18 protein-coding genes and 2 pseudogenes are annotated in these 21193 nt (G+C 29.9%); 4 read left to right on the forward strand and 16 right to left on the reverse strand.

Going from position 1 to position 21193, the window contains the following annotated elements:
* Positions 1-243 precede the first annotated feature (243 nt).
* Positions 244-780: a DUF4352 domain-containing protein gene (locus BMY82_RS04430; RefSeq protein ID WP_091975109.1), complete on the forward strand. Its 537-nt coding sequence runs from the start codon at positions 244-246 to the stop codon at positions 778-780.
* Between the two features lie 107 nt (positions 781-887).
* Here BMY82_RS04430 and BMY82_RS04435 read toward each other — a convergent pair.
* Positions 888-1192 (reverse strand): annotated as a pseudogene (locus tag BMY82_RS04435) (transposase); the annotation flags it as partial.
* Positions 1193-1880: 688 nt separating this feature from the next.
* Between BMY82_RS04435 and BMY82_RS04440 the strand changes: the two are divergent.
* From BMY82_RS04440 to BMY82_RS04455, 3 genes and pseudogenes are all read left to right on the forward strand, one after another.
* Positions 1881-2315, forward strand: a complete 435-nt coding sequence (locus BMY82_RS04440) for a hypothetical protein (protein WP_091975114.1) — start codon at positions 1881-1883, stop codon at positions 2313-2315.
* 405 nt (positions 2316-2720) lie between these two features.
* Positions 2721-3008 (forward strand): hypothetical protein, encoded by a 288-nt coding sequence (locus tag BMY82_RS04450; protein WP_091975116.1) that lies wholly within the window; start codon positions 2721-2723, stop codon positions 3006-3008.
* 130 nt (positions 3009-3138) lie between these two features.
* Positions 3139-4347, forward strand: a pseudogene (locus BMY82_RS04455) (IS256 family transposase).
* Between the two features lie 184 nt (positions 4348-4531).
* Here BMY82_RS04455 and BMY82_RS04460 read toward each other — a convergent pair.
* From BMY82_RS04460 to pyrB, 15 genes are all read right to left on the reverse strand, one after another.
* Positions 4532-5857 (reverse strand): hypothetical protein, encoded by a 1326-nt coding sequence (locus tag BMY82_RS04460; protein ID WP_091975118.1) that lies wholly within the window; start codon positions 5855-5857, stop codon positions 4532-4534.
* A 181-nt stretch (positions 5858-6038) separates the two neighbouring features.
* Entirely contained in the window at positions 6039-7574 is a 1536-nt protein-coding gene (guaA, locus tag BMY82_RS04465; protein ID WP_091975120.1) for a glutamine-hydrolyzing GMP synthase, read from the reverse strand.
* A gap of 433 nt (positions 7575-8007) precedes the next feature.
* Positions 8008-8268: a hypothetical protein gene (locus BMY82_RS04470; protein WP_242938911.1), complete on the reverse strand. Its 261-nt coding sequence runs from the start codon at positions 8266-8268 to the stop codon at positions 8008-8010.
* Between the two features lie 183 nt (positions 8269-8451).
* On the reverse strand, positions 8452-10074 hold the full coding sequence (gene groL, locus BMY82_RS04475; RefSeq protein WP_091975124.1) for a chaperonin GroEL: 1623 nt from the start codon (positions 10072-10074) through the stop codon (positions 8452-8454).
* A gap of 168 nt (positions 10075-10242) precedes the next feature.
* A complete protein-coding gene (locus BMY82_RS04480; protein ID WP_091975126.1) occupies positions 10243-10527 on the reverse strand; it encodes a co-chaperone GroES in 285 nt (94 codons plus the stop codon).
* A gap of 131 nt (positions 10528-10658) precedes the next feature.
* Positions 10659-12152, reverse strand: a complete 1494-nt coding sequence (gene cls, locus BMY82_RS04485; RefSeq protein ID WP_091975128.1) for a cardiolipin synthase — start codon at positions 12150-12152, stop codon at positions 10659-10661.
* A gap of 14 nt (positions 12153-12166) precedes the next feature.
* Positions 12167-13042, reverse strand: coding sequence for a DNA-3-methyladenine glycosylase family protein (locus tag BMY82_RS04490; protein ID WP_091975130.1), 876 nt, complete (start codon positions 13040-13042; stop codon positions 12167-12169).
* A gap of 240 nt (positions 13043-13282) precedes the next feature.
* Positions 13283-13675: an Asp23/Gls24 family envelope stress response protein gene (locus BMY82_RS04495; protein ID WP_091975132.1), complete on the reverse strand. Its 393-nt coding sequence runs from the start codon at positions 13673-13675 to the stop codon at positions 13283-13285.
* Between the two features lie 35 nt (positions 13676-13710).
* Positions 13711-14202 (reverse strand): DUF2273 domain-containing protein, encoded by a 492-nt coding sequence (locus tag BMY82_RS04500; protein ID WP_091975134.1) that lies wholly within the window; start codon positions 14200-14202, stop codon positions 13711-13713.
* A 13-nt stretch (positions 14203-14215) separates the two neighbouring features.
* The gene (gene amaP, locus BMY82_RS04505) at positions 14216-15271 is read right to left on the reverse strand and encodes an alkaline shock response membrane anchor protein AmaP (protein WP_091975136.1); all 1056 of its coding nucleotides are present in this window, start codon (positions 15269-15271) and stop codon (positions 14216-14218) included.
* A gap of 196 nt (positions 15272-15467) precedes the next feature.
* The gene (locus BMY82_RS04510; protein ID WP_180366731.1) at positions 15468-17531 is read right to left on the reverse strand and encodes a cell wall-binding repeat-containing protein; all 2064 of its coding nucleotides are present in this window, start codon (positions 17529-17531) and stop codon (positions 15468-15470) included.
* A 436-nt stretch (positions 17532-17967) separates the two neighbouring features.
* The gene (gene pyrE, locus BMY82_RS04515; RefSeq protein WP_091975140.1) at positions 17968-18540 is read right to left on the reverse strand and encodes an orotate phosphoribosyltransferase; all 573 of its coding nucleotides are present in this window, start codon (positions 18538-18540) and stop codon (positions 17968-17970) included.
* 49 nt (positions 18541-18589) lie between these two features.
* A complete protein-coding gene (locus BMY82_RS04520; protein WP_091975142.1) occupies positions 18590-19492 on the reverse strand; it encodes a dihydroorotate dehydrogenase in 903 nt (300 codons plus the stop codon).
* Complete coding sequence (locus BMY82_RS04525) at positions 19492-20181, reverse strand: dihydroorotate dehydrogenase electron transfer subunit (RefSeq protein WP_091975144.1); 690 nt, start codon at positions 20179-20181, stop codon at positions 19492-19494. Before BMY82_RS04525 ends, BMY82_RS04520 begins: the two co-directional genes overlap by 1 nt.
* Before the next feature lie 12 nt (positions 20182-20193).
* A complete protein-coding gene (gene pyrB, locus BMY82_RS04530; RefSeq protein ID WP_091975146.1) occupies positions 20194-21105 on the reverse strand; it encodes an aspartate carbamoyltransferase in 912 nt (303 codons plus the stop codon).
* Between the last annotated feature and the right edge of the window lie 88 nt (positions 21106-21193).

A 21193-nucleotide genomic window follows, 5' to 3' on the forward strand; every position in this document is an offset into this window, starting at 1 on the left:
TTTCTATTGGCAAAATCCTTTCTATTGATAGTATTCTGATAAATATAAACGCAATTTTTTTTTCTAACACTTCAGAATTTTTATAAAACTATACTTTTTTGGTTTTTTCGTGTTTTTATTCAAAATACTTTTCATGTTTATTTTAGTTGATTTTATTCAAAAAGTAAAAATGTCTATTTATATGGAACTTGAAGCACATTTCTGTTATACTTTAATTAAATTAAATTTATAAGGAGGTCTACTATGGCAAGTAGTAAAAAAGGTTGTGGAATTGGTTGTTTTACAATAGTCATAATTTTCATTATTTTAAGTATTATAGGCTCTTTCTTCGGGAGCGATGATAATTCTAATTCCGGCCAAAAAGAAGAAAAAATAGAGTATTCAATCGGTCAAACAGTAAAAACAGAAAAAATAGAGTTTACTGTTTTATCTACGGACAAACAAAAATCTGTATCTATAGATGATAGTGGATATTTTCAATACACTGCAGAAGGAAACAATATTTATTACATTATAAAAGTAAAGATTAAAAATATTTCAAAAGAAAGTATTGATCTAGATACATCTGGATTTAAACTTCTAAATAATGATATTTCATACACACCTTCTATGTTATTTACAGATAGCGCAATGAATTTTGATGGTATAAATCCAGGTACAGAAATCGAAAGAAATCTATATTTTGACATACCTGAAGATGCTGATTTATCAAATGCAACTTTAGAAGCTGGCGATAATATCTTCTCTGACACAGGTGAAATTAAAATTAAATTGAATTAACATTGTATATAAGTAATCATAATAAAAAGCCTCGACAAAATGAGGTGCCCCCAAAAAGTTAGACTTTTATTGCGTAACAGATTTAATAGCTGTTACGCATTTTTTATTTATGCAGATAGGAGTTTTGTCCTGTATTGAATATGACTCAACCAACCTAGCTTTTCTTTAATCCTTTCCTCATTATAATACTTAATAAAACGTTCTATTTCTATCTTTAATTCTTCAAAACTATTATATACAATCCCATAATAAACTTCTTGTTTTAGTAATCCAAAAAAATTTTCCATAATAGAGTTATCATAACAATTACCTTTTCGAGACATACTTTGAAATATTCGTTCTTTTTTAGGTGATGTGAATAAGACTTCATTTGATAAACCCGTCCCTGATCAGAATGAAATATTCTACGGAATTGCAAATACTAGCTTTTATTTTAAATATTTAACTAACTTTTGTCTTGAAATTGCGTATTCAATGCAAAATTACGCCAATTTTACGCCAATATATTAAATTTTCTCCTCAAGTTTTAGAATAGATTAATACAACCTATTCTAACTATTTTATACAAACTTGCTATAAATATAATATATACTAATATTAAAAGTTTATATACTTCTTCACTAACCTCTACTTTTTCTTCTTTTATCAATAACACATGATATAATAGAGATATAAAAATAATTAATAAATATATTATCAATGCGAAAGGTTTAAACGGTGGTTAAAATGTTAAAAAATGCGATTATAAAAAAGGTTGTAGCAGTAGTAGGAATAGTAACACTAACAAGTATTACAACTGTCGGAGCTTTAAAAGTATTAGATAATAACGATACACTAAAAAAGTAGCAAAATCAAGTTTAAAAACATCTGATGAAGAAAGTGATATAAAATCTTATGAAACAGATAATGAAGCAGATAATAAATCCGAAAAAAGAAAATTAAACACAAGTGCATACAGTCTAGAAAGTGGACGTTTATATAAATTCTTAAAAGATAATAAACTAGAAAGTTTAAAACTTATAGACAAAGCTTATATATTACAACAACAAGCAAACACAATTGGAAAGACTTTTCAAGAATGGGAAAATAGAGATAATATTATGAAAAACTTTATGGACTGTGGTGACGTTAGAATTGAATACACAGAAAGTGATGATTTGCAAGGACTAGAACAGTTATGTAATAAATATGGTTATAACAATACAGAGGTTAAAAATATAATTGAAGAATTGCAAGCATTCGATTATAATAAAGTTCAAAAAAGATATGACCAATATGTACTAAGATGTGAGCAAGAAGAAATGCGAAAAAATAACTTTGGTAACACTTATAATGCTAATGAAGGACAACATAACAACAATAGAATAAGTAAAGAACAAAAAGACTATAATATGAAAGTAGTCGAAGATCGTTATGATAAAATTGCTCAAGAAGAAAAAATGAATGACTATGGTAATAATTATGATAATTTAACTACAGAGCAACAAGAAGAGTACAATGCTTATATGAATAAAACTTATAATGGTATAGAATAATTATAAAGATAAGAGGATCCCCAAATATAAAACAATTAAGAAAGATTGCAAATGTTCTTGAATGTAATATATCTGCTTTAATTGACAATTAACCTAATTATATTTTTGAGATAATACATATTATTTTTGAGTATAAAAAGGAAATGAAATTTAGATTACTTGCAAGTCAAGATGAATCAACTGACCTTTTATCTCACAATCCTCACTTTGATGACTCTTTAATAAAATGGAATGAGAAAGAAGCATTATAACTAAGAATTTTCTGATGAAGAATTAGAGGATTGGAAACTGTCTTTTCCTAAAAGGTCAAGATTTTAAAGAAATATAAGTAAAAAGAGTAATACAAATAGTAGAAAATAAGTATAGGGTAATTACTCGTAAAATTAGAATTTGTGGAGGTAATAAATGGATACAACTTATATACTGATCGGTGCATTATTTTTAATTTTTGTAATAGGAGCACTAAATTATTCAAAGGACAAAGAACAAATAAAGAGGATGCAAGCTCAGATAAATGAGCTATGTAGAGTAATGGGGCATGATGAATTAGTGTCAACTTATATTTCTGATAAAGATAAAGAACTACTTATGCATCTAAAAAACACTGGAAAGGAAATTGAAGCAATAAAGAAAATTAGAGATCTAACTGATTTAGATTTAAAAGAAGCTAAGAAATATTTTGATAGTATTTAAACAAATCGCAGTTTATCTAAACAATAATTTTCGAATCTATGTAAAAAAGTATGTAAAATTGTAAGTCCTTCTATGGTAAAACTATTATCATAGGAGGACTTTTGTTATGGGAAGAAGAAAAAGAGAGCCAATGAATCCAGCTAAGAAAAATATTGTAAATGAATTAATAAAAACTTATGATATAAAAACAGCCAAGGACATTCAAGAAGCATTAAAAGACTTGCTGGGTGAAACACTACAAGATATGTTAGAAGCGGAAATGAATGAGCATTTAGGATATGAGAAATATTCTAGGGATGAAGACGTTGAAAACAGCAGAAACGGTTATAAGAGTAAAAAAGTTAGAAGCTCAATTGAGGAATTTGAGATAGATGTTCCACAGGATAGAGAATCTCAATTTGAACCGAAGATTATTAAAAAAAGACAAAGGGATATATCGGAAATTGAACAAAAAATAATAAATATGTACGCATCTGGCTTAACTACTAAAACAATAGTCGAAGAAATCGAAGATATATATGGATTTGAAGTATCAGAATCCATGATAAGTGATATAACTGATAAAGTAATACCAAGAATTGAAGAATGGAAATCTCGACTTCTTGATTCGGTTTATCCCGTTATTTACATTGATGCAGTTCATTTTTCAGTAAAAGATGCTGGAATAGTAAAAAAGAGAGCTGCCTATGTAATCTTAGGCGTTACGACCGAAGGTATGAAAGAAGTTCTAGGGCTTTATGTTGGCGATTCCGAATCTTCAAAATACTGGTTATCAGTATTTAACGAGCTTAAAAACAGAGATCTAAAGGATATTATGATACTTTGTGCAGACGAATTAACAGGTATTAAAGAGTACTTAAATGTGGCATTTCCAAATACTGAATACCAACGCTGTATAGTACATCAAGTCAGAAACACATTGAAATACGTTAGTTACAAAGACAAGAAATAGTTTGCTGCGGATCTAAAATTAATTTACTTGTAAGGATCCGAAGAACAGGCTAGGCAAAATTTAGATTCTGTTAGTGAAAAATGGTCTGAAAAATACCCGAATTCCCTTAAATCATGGTATACAAACTGGGACTGTATAATTCCTATTTTTAAATTTTCTCCAGAAACTAGAAGGGTTATATACACTACAAACGCTATAGAGAGCCTCAATGCTCAGTTTAAGAGACTAAACAGGAATAGAAGTGTGTTCCCGACTAAATCTTCTCTAGAAAAAGCTTTATTTTTATCAGTAGAAAAAATAAGCAAAAAATGGACTCACCCTATTCGAAATTTGGGTTTTATATTCGGAAAGCTATCAATCATGTTCGAAGAACGCATAAGTTACTAGATTTAAAACTGACTTTATAGCAGTTTTTATTTACATGCAAAAATTAAGTAATATTATAAAATTAAAGGAAGGTTGGATTTTCGCCAGCCTTCCCAATAATCAAATATTTATTTTTTAACTGCCTAATTGGCAAATTAGCCATAGAAGGCTAATTTACAGAAAAAATTCTATACACTCCTTATTACTAAATAATATTTACTTTGCAGATATATTTTTTCTCTAAATTTTTTTTGATTTCTTTGATTGTTTCACTACTATAACATATAATTTCTATATCTATTCTCTCATTTTCTATAAATATCATTTTTTTCATTTCTATTTTCCTAGAATTTTCCAATTTGTCAATAAAATTTTTTAGTTTATTATATTCCTCTCTTATAATATTTTCTTTAGTTATAATTACTGAATATCTATTATCTCCCATTCCACAATAATATAACTCTTTATTTTTCATAACTCCTCTTAATATAGAACTATATAGCATCATCGTTTTATTCATGAAGCATCCTCCAAGATATTCTAATGAAATATACTGATAAATATCAAATTCATAAATATAAAAATCACTGTTTTTATTTTCATAATTATCTATTAATAATTTAATCAATCTAGCACATACATCTATATTCATATCATCATAGCAAATCTTTTTAATAAACTCTCTAGAATCTTTATTCAAAATTTTTTCCGCAGTAGAGATTTTTATCTGTGCTATTCCAACTGAAATATCCTTTTTTATTGCATAATTACTAAAATATTTACACAATATCTTTTCAAAAATAGGATAAAAAAGTCTTCTTCTATAAAAAATCTCTAACTTTAAAATTGCTTCTAATATATCTATATTTATGTCATACTTTCTAGCAACCGAATCAATAATAATTTTATTTTTTTCAATATAGTAATTTTTCATATTTAATTGATTCTCTAAAATATATAGTTCTTCTCTGTAACTATCTGCGTTTTCAATAATCACAACTCTAAAAAGCTTATCTATAATTTTTTCTAATTCAATAGGAAATGCTATTAAAAATAGGGATATAATAAATGTCATTGCCTTATTATCTAAAAAAACAAATAACTTAGCTCCTTTTAAAACTGGTATAAATATTGTAATCGTTAATTTACAAATTGTTATTGATACTATTACAAAAATTATATAATGTAACAATAATGACCATTCTGTAGTATTATTTCTGAATTTTAATAAATGATTCTGAATTATTGCTGGCCATATATTTAAAAAAGTAACAATAAATATTCCTAAAACTATCTGTTTTTCAGAGTAGTTGCATATTGAATAAAGAAAATATGTTCCTAATATTATATATATTATTCTTATTACTGTACTACTAACTGTTCTTTTTATGTCTTCTTCTGCCCTAAACTGTAAAATTGAGCTATATTTCTCTGATATTAGAGTTTTATGAATTGTAGATAAAAATATAAATAAAATACTAGAAACTATAATTGGTATTAAATCATCAGTAGAAAGTAATGTCACCTTCATCACCACCTCTTAAAAAGACCGTAACAATTAAGCTACGGTCTAATTTTTTGTATTTTATTGCAAGCTACTTTGAACAATTACTGCGATTATTCTTTTTGAAATCTTTACTCAATTTTGTACCAGTTGCTCATTTTAACAGGCTCAAAATCCCTACTTCAAACCATTTCTATGATGTTTCGATCTACTCCCACTCAATTGTTCCTGGAGGCTTAGAAGTTATGTCATACACAACTCTATTAACCCCTTCACATTCATTGATTATTCTATTAGAAATTCTTTCTAGAACTTCATAAGGAATCTTATACCAGTCAGAAGTCATACCATCGCTTGAAGCAACAGCTCTTAGTCCAACTAAGTAGGCATAAGTTCTTTCATCCCCCATTACACCTACAGTCTTTACATCTGGAAGTGTTGCAAATGCCTGCCATATTTCTGTGTATAGACCAGCTTTTCTAAGTTCGTCCATGTAAACTGCATCAGCTTCTCTTAAGATGTCGCATTTTTCCTTAGTTACTTCACCGATTACTCTTATTCCAAGACCTGGGCCTGGGAATGGATGTCTAAAGATCAACTGTTCATCTATTCCAAGTTCTAAACCTATCTTTCTTACTTCATCCTTGAATAATTCTCTTAATGGTTCTATTATTTCCTGGAAGTCAACATCTTCTGGTAATCCACCAACATTGTGATGAGACTTAATTGTTGCTGAATCTCCAAGTCCACTTTCTACTACGTCTGGATATATTGTTCCCTGAACTAAGAAATCCATCTTTCCTAGCTTTTGAGATTCTTCTTCAAATACTCTTATAAATTCTTCACCGATTATCTTTCTCTTAGCTTCTGGTTCTGTTACTCCCTTTAGCTTTCCTAGGAATCTATCTTCTGCATCTACCTTTATAAGGTTCATGCTGAATTTTTCTCTAAATATTTTTTCTACATCTCTTCCTTCGTTCTTTCTTAAAAGACCGTGATCGACAAATATACAAGTAAGGTTATCTCCTATTGCTCTATGCATTAATACTGCTGCTACTGAGGAATCTACTCCACCACTAAGAGCACATAAAGCCTTCTTGTCTCCTACTTTTGCCTTTATTTCTGCTATCTTATCATCTATAAATGAGCTAGTTGTCCAGTCTCCACTTACTCCACAAACTTCATATAGGAAGTTTCTAAGTATCTTATCCCCATCTAAACTATGTTCAACTTCTGGATGGAACTGAACTCCGTAAAGCTTCTTTTCAACATTCTGCATTGCAGCAATTGGACAGTTTCCAGTAGTTGCTATTACTTCAAATCCTTCAGGAGCTTCTGCTATATAGTCTGTGTGACTCATCCAAACTTGATTTGTATTTATTCCATTGAATATTGGTGATTCCTTGTATTCTATTGCAGTTTTACCATACTCTCTTGTCTGATTATCTCCCTTTGCTACTTTTCCGCCTAAAAGGTGAGCCATTAACTGATCACCGTAGCATATTCCAAGTATAGGCACACCTATTTCAAATATTTCCTTTGAAATCTTTGGAGATTCTTCCAGATAAGCACTGTTTGGACCTCCTGTGAAGATTATCCCCTTAGGATTCTTTGCTTTTATTCTTTCAATATCCGCAGTATATGGAAGTATTTCACAATATACGTTGTTTTCTCTTATTCTTCTAGCTATTAGCTGATTGTACTGTCCACCGAAGTCGATGACTAGAACTATTTCATGTTTCATAATTTACTCCTTTCAATTTTAAATTTAATGTTCCCATTTTACATACCAACTATTATATCATATTTTCAATAAATGTTGGCAATTTTTTTAAATTTTTTCCTTGTATTATTTCCTTCTTTTTACCTTTACTTTCCTTTTTTATAAAGTGATTGGCTTTTTTCATTCAAATTGAATTTTAAGAGTTTTTATATATACTATAGTTCGTATTGTTCGTACTATTACGATTATTATTTATATATTTCATTCATAGTTTATCTTAATAAGATTTCTTTATATATAAAGTGCCGAAACAATTTTGTCTCGGCACCCTTAGTATTATGTGTTATTTTGGAATGTTTGTTAGTTTATTTTTAGTGTAATTTTATTACAGTATAATTAATTTAAAGTTTTACTATGTTTTGAATTTCTTCTTTTTATAAATAATTTTTTTATCTTAATTACCTTCTTTTTTCGTTAGTTCAAGGTAATCTAAAAGTATTCTATTAAAATCATTTTCTTTGATTCTTCCTAACCCCCCGGCACTACACTCTATTTCGTCGTATAGTTCTATTTTATCTCTTATTATACTCTCTCCCCATATTGCTACAGGAACAGGCTCTCCACTATGTTCTCTTCTTTCACAAGGTGTGGAGTGATCAGCTGCAAGTGCAACTATTACTTCTTCATCTATATCCTTTAACTTTTCAAATACCAATCCCAGCAGCAAAAGCCTTTTTGGATTTGCTCTAAAAATTAAATTAAAATATTATCTATTATATGATACGCACAAATTTTAATATATTTTGCCATAAAAATACCGACCCTAATCTTTAGATTTTTTAGGTCTAACGATTAGGGTCGGTATAATTCAATTCTTTTTTAAATATCTAGTTTTTTATTACATCATTCCCGGCATTCCACCTGGCATTGGCATTCCTTCATCTTCTGATGGCAAGTCTGCTACTGCTGCTTCTGTTGTAAGGAATACACTTGCAATTGATGCTGCATTCTGAAGTGCACTTCTACTTACCTTCGTAGGATCTACTATACCACTTTGAATCATATTTACATATTTTTCATTAGCTGCATCAAATCCCATTTCTGAATCAGAATTTATTACATTTTGTATAATTACAGATCCTTCTAATCCTGCATTGTGCGCTATCTGTCTTAATGGTTCTTCTAAGGCTCTTCTAATTATATTAGCTCCCAATCTTTCTTCTCCATCAAGACCTTCTATCAACTTATCTAGTGCTGGAATAATGTTTACAAATGCTGTTCCACCACCTGCTACAATACCCTCTTGTACTGCTGCCTTTGTTGCATTTAAAGCATCTTCTATTCTTAATTTTCTTTCCTTCATTTCAACTTCTGTAGCAGCTCCTACCTTTACTACTGCCACTCCACCAGACAACTTAGCCAATCTTTCTGATAACTTTTCTCTATCAAAATCTGATGTAGTTTCTTCTATTTGGCGCTTAATCTGAGCTACTCTATTTTCTATCTCAGACTTTTCTCCTGCTCCGCCTACTATAGTTGTAGTTTCCTTATTTACCTTTACAGTCTGAGCTCTACCTAACATTGGAAGTTCCACTTCCTTCAAATCAAATCCAAGTTCACTTGATATAAATCTACCACCTGTAAGAACTGCTATATCTTCTAACATTTCTTTTCTTCTATCACCAAATCCAGGGGCTTTTACTGCTACTACATCAAAAGTACCTCTCAACTTGTTTACTACTAATGTTGATAAAGCTTCTCCTTCTAGATCATCAGCTATTATTAATAACTTTTCTCCACTTTGTACCAACTGTTCCAATATTGGAAGAAGTTCTTGTATGTTTGAAATCTTCTTGTCTGTTATTAAAATATATGGGTTTTCAAGCACTGATTCCATCTTTTCTACATCAGTTACCATATAAGCTGATAAAAATCCTCTATCAAACTGCATACCTTCTACAGCTTCTAACTCTGTTACCATAGACTTTGATTCTTCTATAGTTATTACACCATCTTTACCAACTATTTCCATAGCTTCTGCTATTAATTTTCCAACTTCTTCATCACCTGCTGAAATTGCACCTACCTGTGCTATTTCTTCTTTTGTACTTATTTTCTTTGATATTTTCTGAAGCTCTTCTACTGCAAGATCTACTGCCTTATTTATACCCTTTCTAAGAGGTATTGGGTTTGAACCTGCTGTAACATTTTTAAGACCTTCTCTTATAATCGCCTGTGCAAGAACTGTTGCTGTTGTTGTACCATCTCCTGCTACATCGTTTGTGTTTGTAGCAACTTCTCTTACAAGCTGTGCTCCCATATTTTCAAACTTATCTTCTAATTCTATTTCCTTTGCTATTGTTACACCATCATTAGTTATTAAAGGTGCTCCAAATTTTCTATCTAATATAACATTTCTTCCCTTTGGTCCAAGTGTTACCTTTACTGTGTCTGCTAATTTATTTACGCCTGCTTCTAATGAAGATCTTGCGTCCTTTGAAAATTTTAAATCCTTTGCCATTAATTACCACTCCTTCGTTTTTTAAATAGTAATTTCTTGATATATTTAATATGTAGTATTCAGCTATATATATAATATCTCTTGAAATCGAATCTTCTACATATCTTGTTCTTATACTTTAAAGATATAAATTTTGAAATTATCTTCTCTATAATTTACAGGAATATGTTAATCTACTAAAACTCCTACTACATCTTCTTGTTTGATTACTATATATTCTTCATCTCCAAGTTTAACTTCTGTGCCAGCGTATTTGCTATAAATTACCTTATCTCCAACTGATACTTCCATCTTTATTTCTTTTCCATCTACTACTCCAGAACCAACTGCTACAACTTCTGCAAATTGTGGCTTTTCCTTAGCTGCTCCTGTAAGTATTATTCCACTTGCTGTCTTTTCTTCTGCTTCTGCAGCCTTTAAAACAACTCTGTCTCCTAAAGGTTTTATTTTCATATTCATCCCTCCAAAATTTATATTTTAATTTATTTTTTATATTTTTATTAGCACTCTATTCATCCAACTGCTAACAGTATAATTCTATAACCTTAACTAAAGCTTAATTTTAGAATTTTTTATCTTTTCTTTTATAATAGTGGAGAAAATAATCTAGATATTGATTCTGCAAGCCTTACAACTACATTTCTAGTTCTGAAATTTTCTCTTAAAAGCTCCTTTGAATCTTCTTGATCTTTATAAAATTGATCTGCTATTATTTCTATTGTTTTTTTCTCATATATAAAAGTATTAACTTCAAAATTCAACATAAAACTCCTTAAATCCATATTTGAAGAACCTATTGACGCCATTTCATCATCTACAATTACTACTTTTGAATGAATAAATCCTTTTTGATATAAAAATACCCTAGCTCCGGCATCTAATACTTCATCAAAATATGAATAAGACGCTATATTTACTATAAAGTGGTCTATTTTTTGTGGAAATACAATTCTAACATCTACACCACTTAAAGCAGCTGTTTTTATAGCTTTTAATATACTTTCATCTGGTATAAAATACGGTGTTTCTATATAAACTCTTTTTTTAGCCTGACTAATAGCCGAGAAAAAAGCGTAATGTATATCCTCCCATTGACTATCTGGACCAGTTCCCACAACTTGAAGAGCTACTTCTCCACAATGTGGTAAATCTGGCATGTATTCTTTATCTGAAATAATTTCATTCGTTGTAAGATACCAGTCAATAAGAAATATCATCTGTAACATATGAACACCAGCTCCATATATTCTTATATGAGAGTCCCTCCAGTAACCAAATTTTTTGTTTAGCCCCATATACTCATCACCTATATTTAGACCACCTGTATATCCTATTTTACCGTCTATTACAGCTATTTTTCTATGATTTCTATAATTTAACTGTCCTCCCAAAAGTGGAAGTTTTGTTGGTAGAAAGGCGGCACACTTTACACCAGCTGCTTTTAATTCATTTAAAAAATCTCTGTGTATTTTAAATCTCCAACAAGCAACATCATCGTATAGAATTTTTACATCTACTCCTTCTTTTGCCTTTCTTATAAGAAGTTCTTGAATTTCTCTCGCTATACAACTATCTTTTATTATAAAGTATTCCAGATGTATATGATCTTTTGCATTTTCCATATCTTCAATCAATCTTGAAAATTTTTCAGGTCCGTTTTTATATATTTCAACATCATTGTTAGTTGTATATGGAAAGCTTCCTATTCTCAATAGTAAATTTATTACTCTTTCCTCTATCGCACCTTCATCTTCGCCTAGAAGTTCTTTTCTTTCCAAAAGCATCTGTTGTGTCTTTACTATGTTTTTAAGATACTCTAGATGTTTTGATAATTTCTTTTCGCTTAGGTTTTTGGTTTTCTTTTTTGCTTTAAAAAGCTTGTGTTTTCTTATATTTCTCCCTGAAAATATATAAATTATAATACCTACTCCAGGGAAAAGAAGAAACATCATCATCCAGGATAGAGTCTTTGCTGGGTCTCTATTCTCCAGAAGTATGTTCATTGTTATAATTATTCCTATCAGGTAAGACAGCAGCGTTATTATTGCTATCATCCAAAATATAAGATTCTGAGACATCTACTACCTCTTTTCTACTTACCTATTTCCAATTCCCTTACATAATAAAATAAATATTGTTGTGCAAACCCTGCCTTTTCTCCAAACAACTCCATTCCATATTTTCTCATCTTAGGAAGCGACATATCTTCTGCCCCATAGAATTCTTGCATTACTCTTTTTACCCATACATCTACTGGAAAAGAGTCATACTTTCTCATCCCAAATAGAGCTATACAATCTGCAACCTTTGCTCCTACACCTTTGAACTTCATTAGCTCTTTGTGGCATACTTCTGAATCCATCTCTATAAAATCTTCCATATTTAGATTTTCTTCTATAACCATTTTATTTGTATGATATATGTACTTGTCTCTGAAACCTGTTTTACACTCTCTCAATTCCTCTATTGATGCTTTTGAAAGCTCCTCTGGACTAGGAAATGCAAAATATTTTCTACCTCTATATTCACCGATTTCTTTCCCATATTTTTCCGAAATATTATTTATAGCTCTTTGAATCATTGGTATTCTATTATTAGAGGAAATTATAAATGAAATTAGCATCTCCCAACTATCCTGTTGTAATATTCTAATACCCCAACCAAAATCTACTGCCTTTTTTAAATTCTCATCGTGTTGGGCTAGTTCTTTTTTTAAAGATGTGTAATCTCTTCCCAAGTCAAAGTAATCATACCATATATTTTCAAACTCTTCCTTATTGGTATTGTCAATAACTATATTTTCCCCATCTTTTTTCACGTTTATTACTTTTCCTTTTGCTACACCAGTATAAGATCCATCATCTTCTTTTATCCATCTAAAACATTGTCCACACTCAAATATATGCACTGGGTCAAAATCCTTTGTTTCTTTAAGTATAATTCCGTTTTTTATCTCTTCTAATTTCATAAATCCTCCTCAAAATACAATAATGAAACAGAAATTTTATTTACTATTTAAATACAGCCAAATTATATTTAAATAGTAAACTTCTGTTTTTATTTTTAATTTACCTTATATTTTAAATTATACCCCTTATTGTCTTTTTGTATTCTTTATATTTATATGTTATTATCTTAATATCAAAACGCAATTTTACCCATCTAGTATAAAAGCAGCTATACTCTGTATAGCTGCTTTTATTCAAAATTAAGCCTCAGTTTTAGCCTTAAACTCTTCTTCTGTTAAAACATCTTCTATTTTCACATTTACTTCTACAACTTTAAGACCTGTCATATTATAAACTTGTTCTTCTATTGAAGATTTTAGTTTTTCATATATCTCTTTTGCATTTTTTCCAAATTGAAGTATCAATCTTAAATCAACCGCTACTTCTGTTTCGCCGACTTCCACATTTATACCTACATTTCCGCCTCTTCCAAACAATGAACCAGCACCGCTCTTTACTGCTGCTACGCCATCGATTTCCTTCAAAGACATCATTACTATTTTAGATATTACCTGTTCGTCAAAGGTTAATTTGCTTTGATGCTGTACTTCACTGTTTGATTCTACAACTTCATTTTTTTCATCGAATACCATGATACTCCTCCTTCTATACTTTTATAACTGCCAACTTATCTAAATCTCTGCCTTATCAAATTTATTAGATAAAGTAATCTTGGATTGCTGTCCAGTAATTGTCCTATTAAATTTGCTATTAATACCACCACAAATATAAGAAGTGTTTTTGAAAAACCTATAAATAATATTAAAAGTGCAAGAACTATACCTACTAAAGTGGCTTTTAAGGTATTCGGTCTTCTTTCATATAGGTCGATAATCCATTCCTCTACAAAGTTTCTCTTATCTTTATTATACTTTTCATGAAATTCATTAGAATATCTATTTTCCCTTTTGTTTTCTCTATCTTCTTGATTTCCACCTTCATCATAAAAAAAACTTTGGTACTCAGATTCTTTCTCTGAATCATTATCCTTTGAGGTGTTGCTATTTTCATAGATGACCTTTGTTTTCACAACAGTTTTATCGTCTTTAGTTATATTACCTATTGATGATGAACTTCCTAACTCATCGACATCCTCAATATGGTAATTTCCATCTATCATTTCACTTCACCTCCTAATTCACTCTTTTCTTCTTTTTATTCATCTTCTTTTGTTTGTTTTTTGATTCATTTTTTTCGCTTTTTTTATTATGAATCTTTTCTTTAACCTTCACATCATAAAATTTTATATCTACCTTATCCACTCTTTGAGAAAGGAATTCTTGCATAGTATCATGTATGTACAATTGTATTGTACTACACAAATCATCTATACTCATTTTAGAAATTTCTTTCAACTTATTAGCTTCATAAACTTCTGTATTTTCTTTTATGACATTTGATTTTTCTTCACTGCTTACTAGCTGAACTTTTTCTTTGTTCTTCTCTTCAACTTCAATATTATTTGATAAAATAACCTTCTTATCAGAATTATTTTCTAGTTGATTTTTATTCTCTACACCTTCACCTGATATTACATTCATTGCATCTATTATTTCAGGTGCAAGATTTTCTTCCTTCTTAGGAAGATCCATATCTTTTTTAAAGGTCTGATTAGAATCTATATTTTCTACAGGCTTGTTAGAATTACTTATTTCGACTTCTGTCTTTTTATCTACAGGATTTTCTACTAAATTTACAACTTTTTCTGTCTCTGTAGAATTTTTTAACTTTTCATTATCCATTATGTAGTTATAATAACCTTTTGCCTTGCAAATGTTCTCATCTAATCCACACTTTATTTTTACTCTTACTTTTGAATCTTCTTCCTTATTTTTTATCTTAATTTTAACTGTATATTCTATTACTTCTTCGAACTCCCTCAAAGCATTTTTTACCGTCTTTTCAATAGCTGTATCGGAAATACAAACATCCCCATCATCCTCAAAAAGATACAAATATTTTTCATCTGTTTTCTGCAAAATGCTTCCTATAAGCTTAAGTAATAATACTAAAAGCACAATTGCTCCCAATACACCTAATGCCATTATAAAAATTTCATTTGAAGCTATTACATCTAAAATCCTATGTGCAAGATAATTTTTACTGTTTAGCATTAAAAGTAATGCTAACAATAGAATTATAGATACTAAGTAATATATAATATTAATCAGTTTCTTAAATCGAGACATTTGTATCCCCCCATCAAAAAACAATATAATACTTATATTTTAACATACTAGAGAAATTAATTCTATAAATTGTATTCTAAAATAATATCAATATTTTCAAATTAATTTTAGCTAAACTGTAAAAATCCATAGATAGTTTTATCTATGGATTTTTATGCTAATTTATGTTTGTTTTTTATTTTTTCTATAACTACTTCTATTCATGTGTAGTCATTTCTGTAGTCATCTCTGTTCTTTCACTTAATTCATGACTTTGAACACTATTCTCATCATGATTTTGAGCTATTCTCGTTAAATCTTCCTGTCTGCTAACATCATTTTCTATTTGTGGCTTGCTTCTTTCTTGCTCTTTTTTTGCTTCTTCTTGCATTTTTTTTATTTCTATCTCAAACTTCTTAAATTTTGATACAATGTCATTTATATCATTTTCATTTGTTGCTTCAGAAATTTCTTTTAATATCAATTTTTTTTCTTCTGGCTTTAATATTGTTATTTTCTCTAATTGATTAAGCAAATTTCTTCTAGCCTTTTCAAGCTTCATCTCTGCTATGGCTCTAGTTTTTTCATTACCTATCATAGCTAGCTGATCTTCAAAAGATTTTGGTATGCCATCTTCTCCGCCTAAGAATATTAATGCAAAAGCTTTACTCTTATCTATATAATTTTTTAAGCCACTTGAGAAACTCTTTTTGCTAACAAGCAAGATAGGTGCATTTGTAGTTGCCGCTACTGGTCCTGCTGTTAGTGCATCAGCAAAGTTCTCCCCAGTTGCAATATATATAGTATGTGGATCTCTAAATTTCTCACTTGCTATCTTTGTTGCTGTATCATATCTGTCTTTTCCAGAAATTCTTGTAAGATTTCTAGTTTTTAATTTATTTTCTATATCGGTTGAAACAGACTTTTCTCCACCTACTATTGTTACATCTTTTACACTATTATATACTAAAATATCTTCTATTTTCTCAGGCATTTCATTATTTTTAACTAATAGTATAGGCTGAGAATCTCTAGCTGCTACTGGAGCAATTGCAAGTGCATCTGGATAATCTTCACCAGATGCAATTATAGCACCTTTGTTATGCCCTGACATTTTATATACCTTTTCTGCAACTAAAGCTGACGTTTCATATCTATCTTCCCCTGCTAATCTTTCTACCTTTACTTTCATAGACTTCAGCTTTTCTTCTACATTATTAGACACAGCTGATTTACCACCTAAAATTAACACTTCACTTGTTTTTAATCTCTGCATTTCAAGTAAAACTTCTGGAGATAAATTTTTGCTATCTGTAAGCAGTATAGGTACATTCATTCTTTCGGCAAGTACAGATGCTGTTAATGAATCTGCAAATGAATCTTGATTAACTAGAATTATTTTGCTTGATGAGTTAAATTTTATCCTAGATATTCCTAATGCAGTTTCTCTTCTATTTCTTCCAGCTATCCTAATTCTCTGTTTGTTAGAAAGTGCCTTTTCAATTTCCTTAGCCTTCATTTTTTCCATTATTGCTTTTTGTTCTTTTAATTTTTCAATATTAATTTTTTCTACTTTATTTGAAACATTGCCTTCTTTGTGTTCATTGTCCCTAACATTGTTTGTATCCTGAGCAGTTTCATTAGATTCCATCAAAGTAGTAGTATCCATATGACTAGTTTCTTGACTATCCATTGGATGAGCAAATGAATTATAAGCAAAAGGTAATTTTTCCTCTATAATTTCAAATTGTTCTTTTTCTGGATTTTCTATAATATATAAATTAGAATCAAAATTATATGTATATATCAGATCCTCTAACAAATCATTTATTTTTTTTTCATACTCTTCTTTCAATTCGATTTTTATTTCTTCTAAGCTATCGCTCTTTAAAAGTTTTCCTTTTATTTCATCTGATATTTTCGCTATCTCTCTATATATTATATCTTCTTCAATTTCTGGATTATTTTTACTAGAAAATATTTTGTCTAACTTGTCTTCTAAGGATTTAACTGAATAATCTATTTCCATATTTAAATTAAATCTTGCTAGATCTATATCATCTTCTTCTCTTCCAAAATTTTCAGCAGTTCTACCCTCTGCTGCAAAAGCTGCTCCTACAGTAGTACTGCTTTGATGAAATGGCAATGCATTTACTAGCATAGTTGCTGTCAAAGTAGAAAACACTACTCTTTTCCCAATTTTTTTAACCTTACTTCTTTTACACTCTTTATTTGTATTCTTTCTTTTTTCTATTATTATATTTTTTATTTTTCTACTCATCATTTCTCCCGATTCTAAATACTTTTCAAGTTGTTTCCCTTAAATTAACTTTAATTACTGTTAACATTATTTAAAGCACATTTTTCTAAATATTTTTCAATTCATTTTGATTGCCTTATTATTTAATTATAATTAAACATATGCAAATTTTATCAAATTTCATCGTCAATGTAAATATTTTATCTGAACTTTTTTGTTTTATATTGCTATTTTCTTATTACCTCTTATTTTATATTTATATTTTTATCTTAAGCTTTATATTTTTTTATTTTATTTCTCATTATTAAAACAATATTTTGCTTAGCTAATTATTATTATGACTTTTGTCCCCCTCTAGCTTATTTTATAAACTATTTTTTATAATATTTTTATATAAAAATAACCCGAATACAAATGTATTCGGGTTACTTTTATTACTTTAAAATCTTACTCTCTCTTATTTAAATTCTCTACTACCAGGTTTTACAAGGTCTAGCTTTCCTTCCTTACATAAAGGACAATCTTCTTTATCATAAACCTGTATATCAAGATCTATTGCACTATATATTGGCATACCTATATCTTCCTTGGTTCTATTAACTATACAAGCTACACCTATTACTTCTCCACCTAAATCTTCTAATATTTTCTTTGTTTCCTTTGTTGATTTTCCAGTTGTTACTACGTCTTCTGATATTATTATCTTTGCTCCTGGCTTAATCTCAAAACCTCTTCTAAGCTGCATTACATTATCTTTTCTTTCTGTAAATATAGCTTCTTTTCTTAGCTGTCTTCCTAGTTCATATGAAACTACTACTCCACCCATAGCAGGTCCTACTACTAGGTCTATATCTAGGTCTTTTATTTTATCTACTACTACACCGAGTACCTTCTCTGCCTGATCTGGAAATCTAAGTATCTTTGCACACTGTACATATCTATTTGAATGCTTTCCTGAAGAAAGTAAAAAATGTCCTTCTAATAATGCGTCACAATCCTTTAATATTTCTATTACATTAACTTCGCTCATATCTAATCCTCCAATATATTTTCTAAATTCTATATTTTAAAGAATAACCCTATATTATCCCTCTAATCTCATCAAAACTTTTTATATTATTATCTTCCATATACTTTTCCAAGTCTTTTATAATCTTTTCACCTATTTTAGGCTCTACAAAGTTTGCTGTCCCAATTTGAACACAAGTTGCACCAGCCATTATAAATTCAATAACGTCTTCTGCACTCATTATTCCGCCTATACCAATAACTGGTATCTTTACTGCCTTGGCTACTTCATATACCATTCTAAGAGCTATCGGCTTTATTGCTGGTCCTGAAAGACCTGCTGTAACATTGTTAAATACTGGCTTTCTTTTTTTAATATCTATTGCCATAGCTTTGAAAGTATTTACCAAAGAAACTGCATCCGCCCCTTCTTCTTCACATACCTTGGCCATCTCTACAATATCTTCTGCGTTTGGTGAAAGTTTTACTATTAAGGTTTTTTTTGTTACCTTTCTAACTTCTCTTACTACTTCTCTTGCAACATCAGACTTTATACCAAATGCCATTCCACCTGACTTTACATTTGGACAAGATATATTTAGTTCTATCATGTCGAAGTCTTTATCTTCTAGCATTCTTGCACCTTCTAGATAATCTTCTTCACAACTTCCACCTAAATTAACTATTCTACATAAATCAAGCTTAGAAAACTCCGGAAGTTCCTTTTTTAGGAAACCTTCAAGCCCTGGATTTTCAAGTCCTACGCTGTTCATCATACCTGCTGCTGTTTCATAAACTCTCAATCCTTCATTTCCTTGTTTCTTATTTAATGTAAGACCTTTCGAACTTACTCCTCCCAGTATATTTATGTCATATATTTCTTTATATTCTTTACCAAATCCAAATGTCCCAGATGCCATTATAATAGGATTTTTAAGCTCTTTTCCACACAAATTGACTCTTAAATCTACCATTATAAAATCACATCCTCTCCCCAAAATACTGGACCATCTTTACAAGTCTTTTTATTACCTGAGTTCGTTTTACATGTACAAACTAGACAAGCTCCGACTCCACATGCCATTCTATTTTCAAGAGATACCTGTATTCTTGTATCTGTATTTTCTGTCATAGAGATAAGTTTTTTCATCATAGGTGTTGGTCCACAAGCAAGTATATAATCATATTTTTCTGCATTTATAATGTCTGTAATAAATGTATCTCCAACAGTTGTAAATACATTATCACATACTTCTTCAAAATCCTCTGTCATTATTGACTCTTTGTTGAATCCCAGATAACAATCACAGTGTTCTATATTTTGAGCCACCATGTACAATGGAGCTATTCCTACTCCACCTCCTACTAAAGCAACCTTACCTTCTACCTTCTCAAATCCATTTCCATAAGGTCCTTGAAGAGTAATCCCCTCTCCTTCTTCTAGATTGGAAAGTATTCTTGTTCCTTCACCTACTACTTTGTATAAAAAGCTTATGCCTTCCTCATCTATATTATAAATGCTTATAGGTCTTGATAAAAGTGGATACTTATCCCATGCTCTTAACATAAAAAACTGTCCCATCTTTGCCTCAAATTTCCCAGCAATCTTCATATAATACATATCTTCGCCTACATATCTATTTTCTACTATTGTATATTCCATTTCACACCCGCCTTATAATCCTAGTAATTTCATTATCAGAGCCATTCTAACATACATTCCGTACTGTGCCTGTTCAAAATATTTAGCTCTTGGATCCTTATCCACTTCCACAGATATTTCATTTACTCTTGGTAACGGATGAAGGACCATCATATCTTCTTTTGCTATTTTCATTTTTTCTGTATCTAGTATATAACTATCTTTTAATCTCTCATATTCTTCTGGGTCTTCAAATCTTTCTCTCTGAATCCTTGTCATATACAAAACATCTAAATCTCCAATTGCATCTTCCAAATTATTTATTTCTGAATATTTTGTACCTTCTATTTCCATCTTTACATTATCAGGCATTTTTAACTCATCTGGTGATATAAAAACAAATTCAATATTTTTGTATCTTGACATGGCTTTTGCCAATGAATGTACAGTTCTTCCGTACTTCAAATCCCCACACATACCTATTTTCAGATTATCTAAAGAGCCTCTATTAGCCTTTATAGTTAATAAATCTGTTAAAGTTTGTGTAGGATGTTGGTTTTTGCCGTCTCCTGCATTTATAAATGGTCTTAAACTTACAGCTGCTGCATGGTTTGCTGCACCTGATATAGGGTGTCTCATTGCGATTATGTCTACATACTGAGATACTATGGTAATAGTATCCTCCAAAGATTCTCCTTTTGATGTTGACGATGCTGAAGGGTCTGAGAAACCTACTACTCTACCACCTAGTCTATTCATTGCTGACTCAAAACTTAGTCTAGTTCTTGTAGATGGTTCATAAAATAAAGTAGCAAGCAATTTGCCTTCGCATACATTGATATATTTTTCTGGATTTGATTTGATTTGCATTCCTAATTCCAATACGGAATCTATTTCTTCTACAGTAAAATCATCTGGTTTTACTAGATGTCTTCCTTTTAACATGTTTTCCTCCTTTTTGGCCTCACAGGACCCAATTAAAGTATAAAAAATCTAAATTTTATATTGTCTTTCTTAATGAGATTATCACCTT

Origin of the sequence: Peptostreptococcus russellii, from assembly GCF_900110295.1 — a bacterium.
GTDB classification, from domain to species: Bacteria; Bacillota; Clostridia; order Peptostreptococcales; family Peptostreptococcaceae; genus Peptostreptococcus; species Peptostreptococcus russellii_A.

Excerpts from the sequence above, each read along its gene's own strand:
- BMY82_RS04430 (WP_091975109.1), top strand. The coding sequence starts at position 244 with ATGGCAAGTAGTAAAAAAGGTTGTGGAATTGGTTGTTTTACAATAGTC.
- BMY82_RS04440 (WP_091975114.1), top strand. The coding sequence starts at position 1,881 with ATGAAAAACTTTATGGACTGTGGTGACGTTAGAATTGAATACACAGAA.
- BMY82_RS04450 (WP_091975116.1), top strand. The coding sequence starts at position 2,721 with ATGGATACAACTTATATACTGATCGGTGCATTATTTTTAATTTTTGTA.
- BMY82_RS04460 (WP_091975118.1), bottom strand. The coding sequence starts at position 5,857 with ATGAAGGTGACATTACTTTCTACTGATGATTTAATACCAATTATAGTT.
- guaA (WP_091975120.1), bottom strand. The coding sequence starts at position 7,574 with ATGAAACATGAAATAGTTCTAGTCATCGACTTCGGTGGACAGTACAAT.
- groL (WP_091975124.1), bottom strand. The coding sequence starts at position 10,074 with ATGGCAAAGGATTTAAAATTTTCAAAGGACGCAAGATCTTCATTAGAA.
- BMY82_RS04480 (WP_091975126.1), bottom strand. The coding sequence starts at position 10,527 with ATGAAAATAAAACCTTTAGGAGACAGAGTTGTTTTAAAGGCTGCAGAA.
- cls (WP_091975128.1), bottom strand. The coding sequence starts at position 12,152 with ATGTCTCAGAATCTTATATTTTGGATGATAGCAATAATAACGCTGCTG.
- BMY82_RS04490 (WP_091975130.1), bottom strand. The coding sequence starts at position 13,042 with ATGAAATTAGAAGAGATAAAAAACGGAATTATACTTAAAGAAACAAAG.
- BMY82_RS04495 (WP_091975132.1), bottom strand. The coding sequence starts at position 13,675 with ATGGTATTCGATGAAAAAAATGAAGTTGTAGAATCAAACAGTGAAGTA.
- BMY82_RS04500 (WP_091975134.1), bottom strand. The coding sequence starts at position 14,202 with ATGATAGATGGAAATTACCATATTGAGGATGTCGATGAGTTAGGAAGT.
- amaP (WP_091975136.1), bottom strand. The coding sequence starts at position 15,271 with ATGTCTCGATTTAAGAAACTGATTAATATTATATATTACTTAGTATCT.
- BMY82_RS04510 (WP_180366731.1), bottom strand. The coding sequence starts at position 17,531 with ATGAGTAGAAAAATAAAAAATATAATAATAGAAAAAAGAAAGAATACA.
- pyrE (WP_091975140.1), bottom strand. The coding sequence starts at position 18,540 with ATGAGCGAAGTTAATGTAATAGAAATATTAAAGGATTGTGACGCATTA.
- BMY82_RS04520 (WP_091975142.1), bottom strand. The coding sequence starts at position 19,492 with ATGGTAGATTTAAGAGTCAATTTGTGTGGAAAAGAGCTTAAAAATCCT.
- BMY82_RS04525 (WP_091975144.1), bottom strand. The coding sequence starts at position 20,181 with ATGGAATATACAATAGTAGAAAATAGATATGTAGGCGAAGATATGTAT.
- pyrB (WP_091975146.1), bottom strand. The coding sequence starts at position 21,105 with ATGTTAAAAGGAAGACATCTAGTAAAACCAGATGATTTTACTGTAGAA.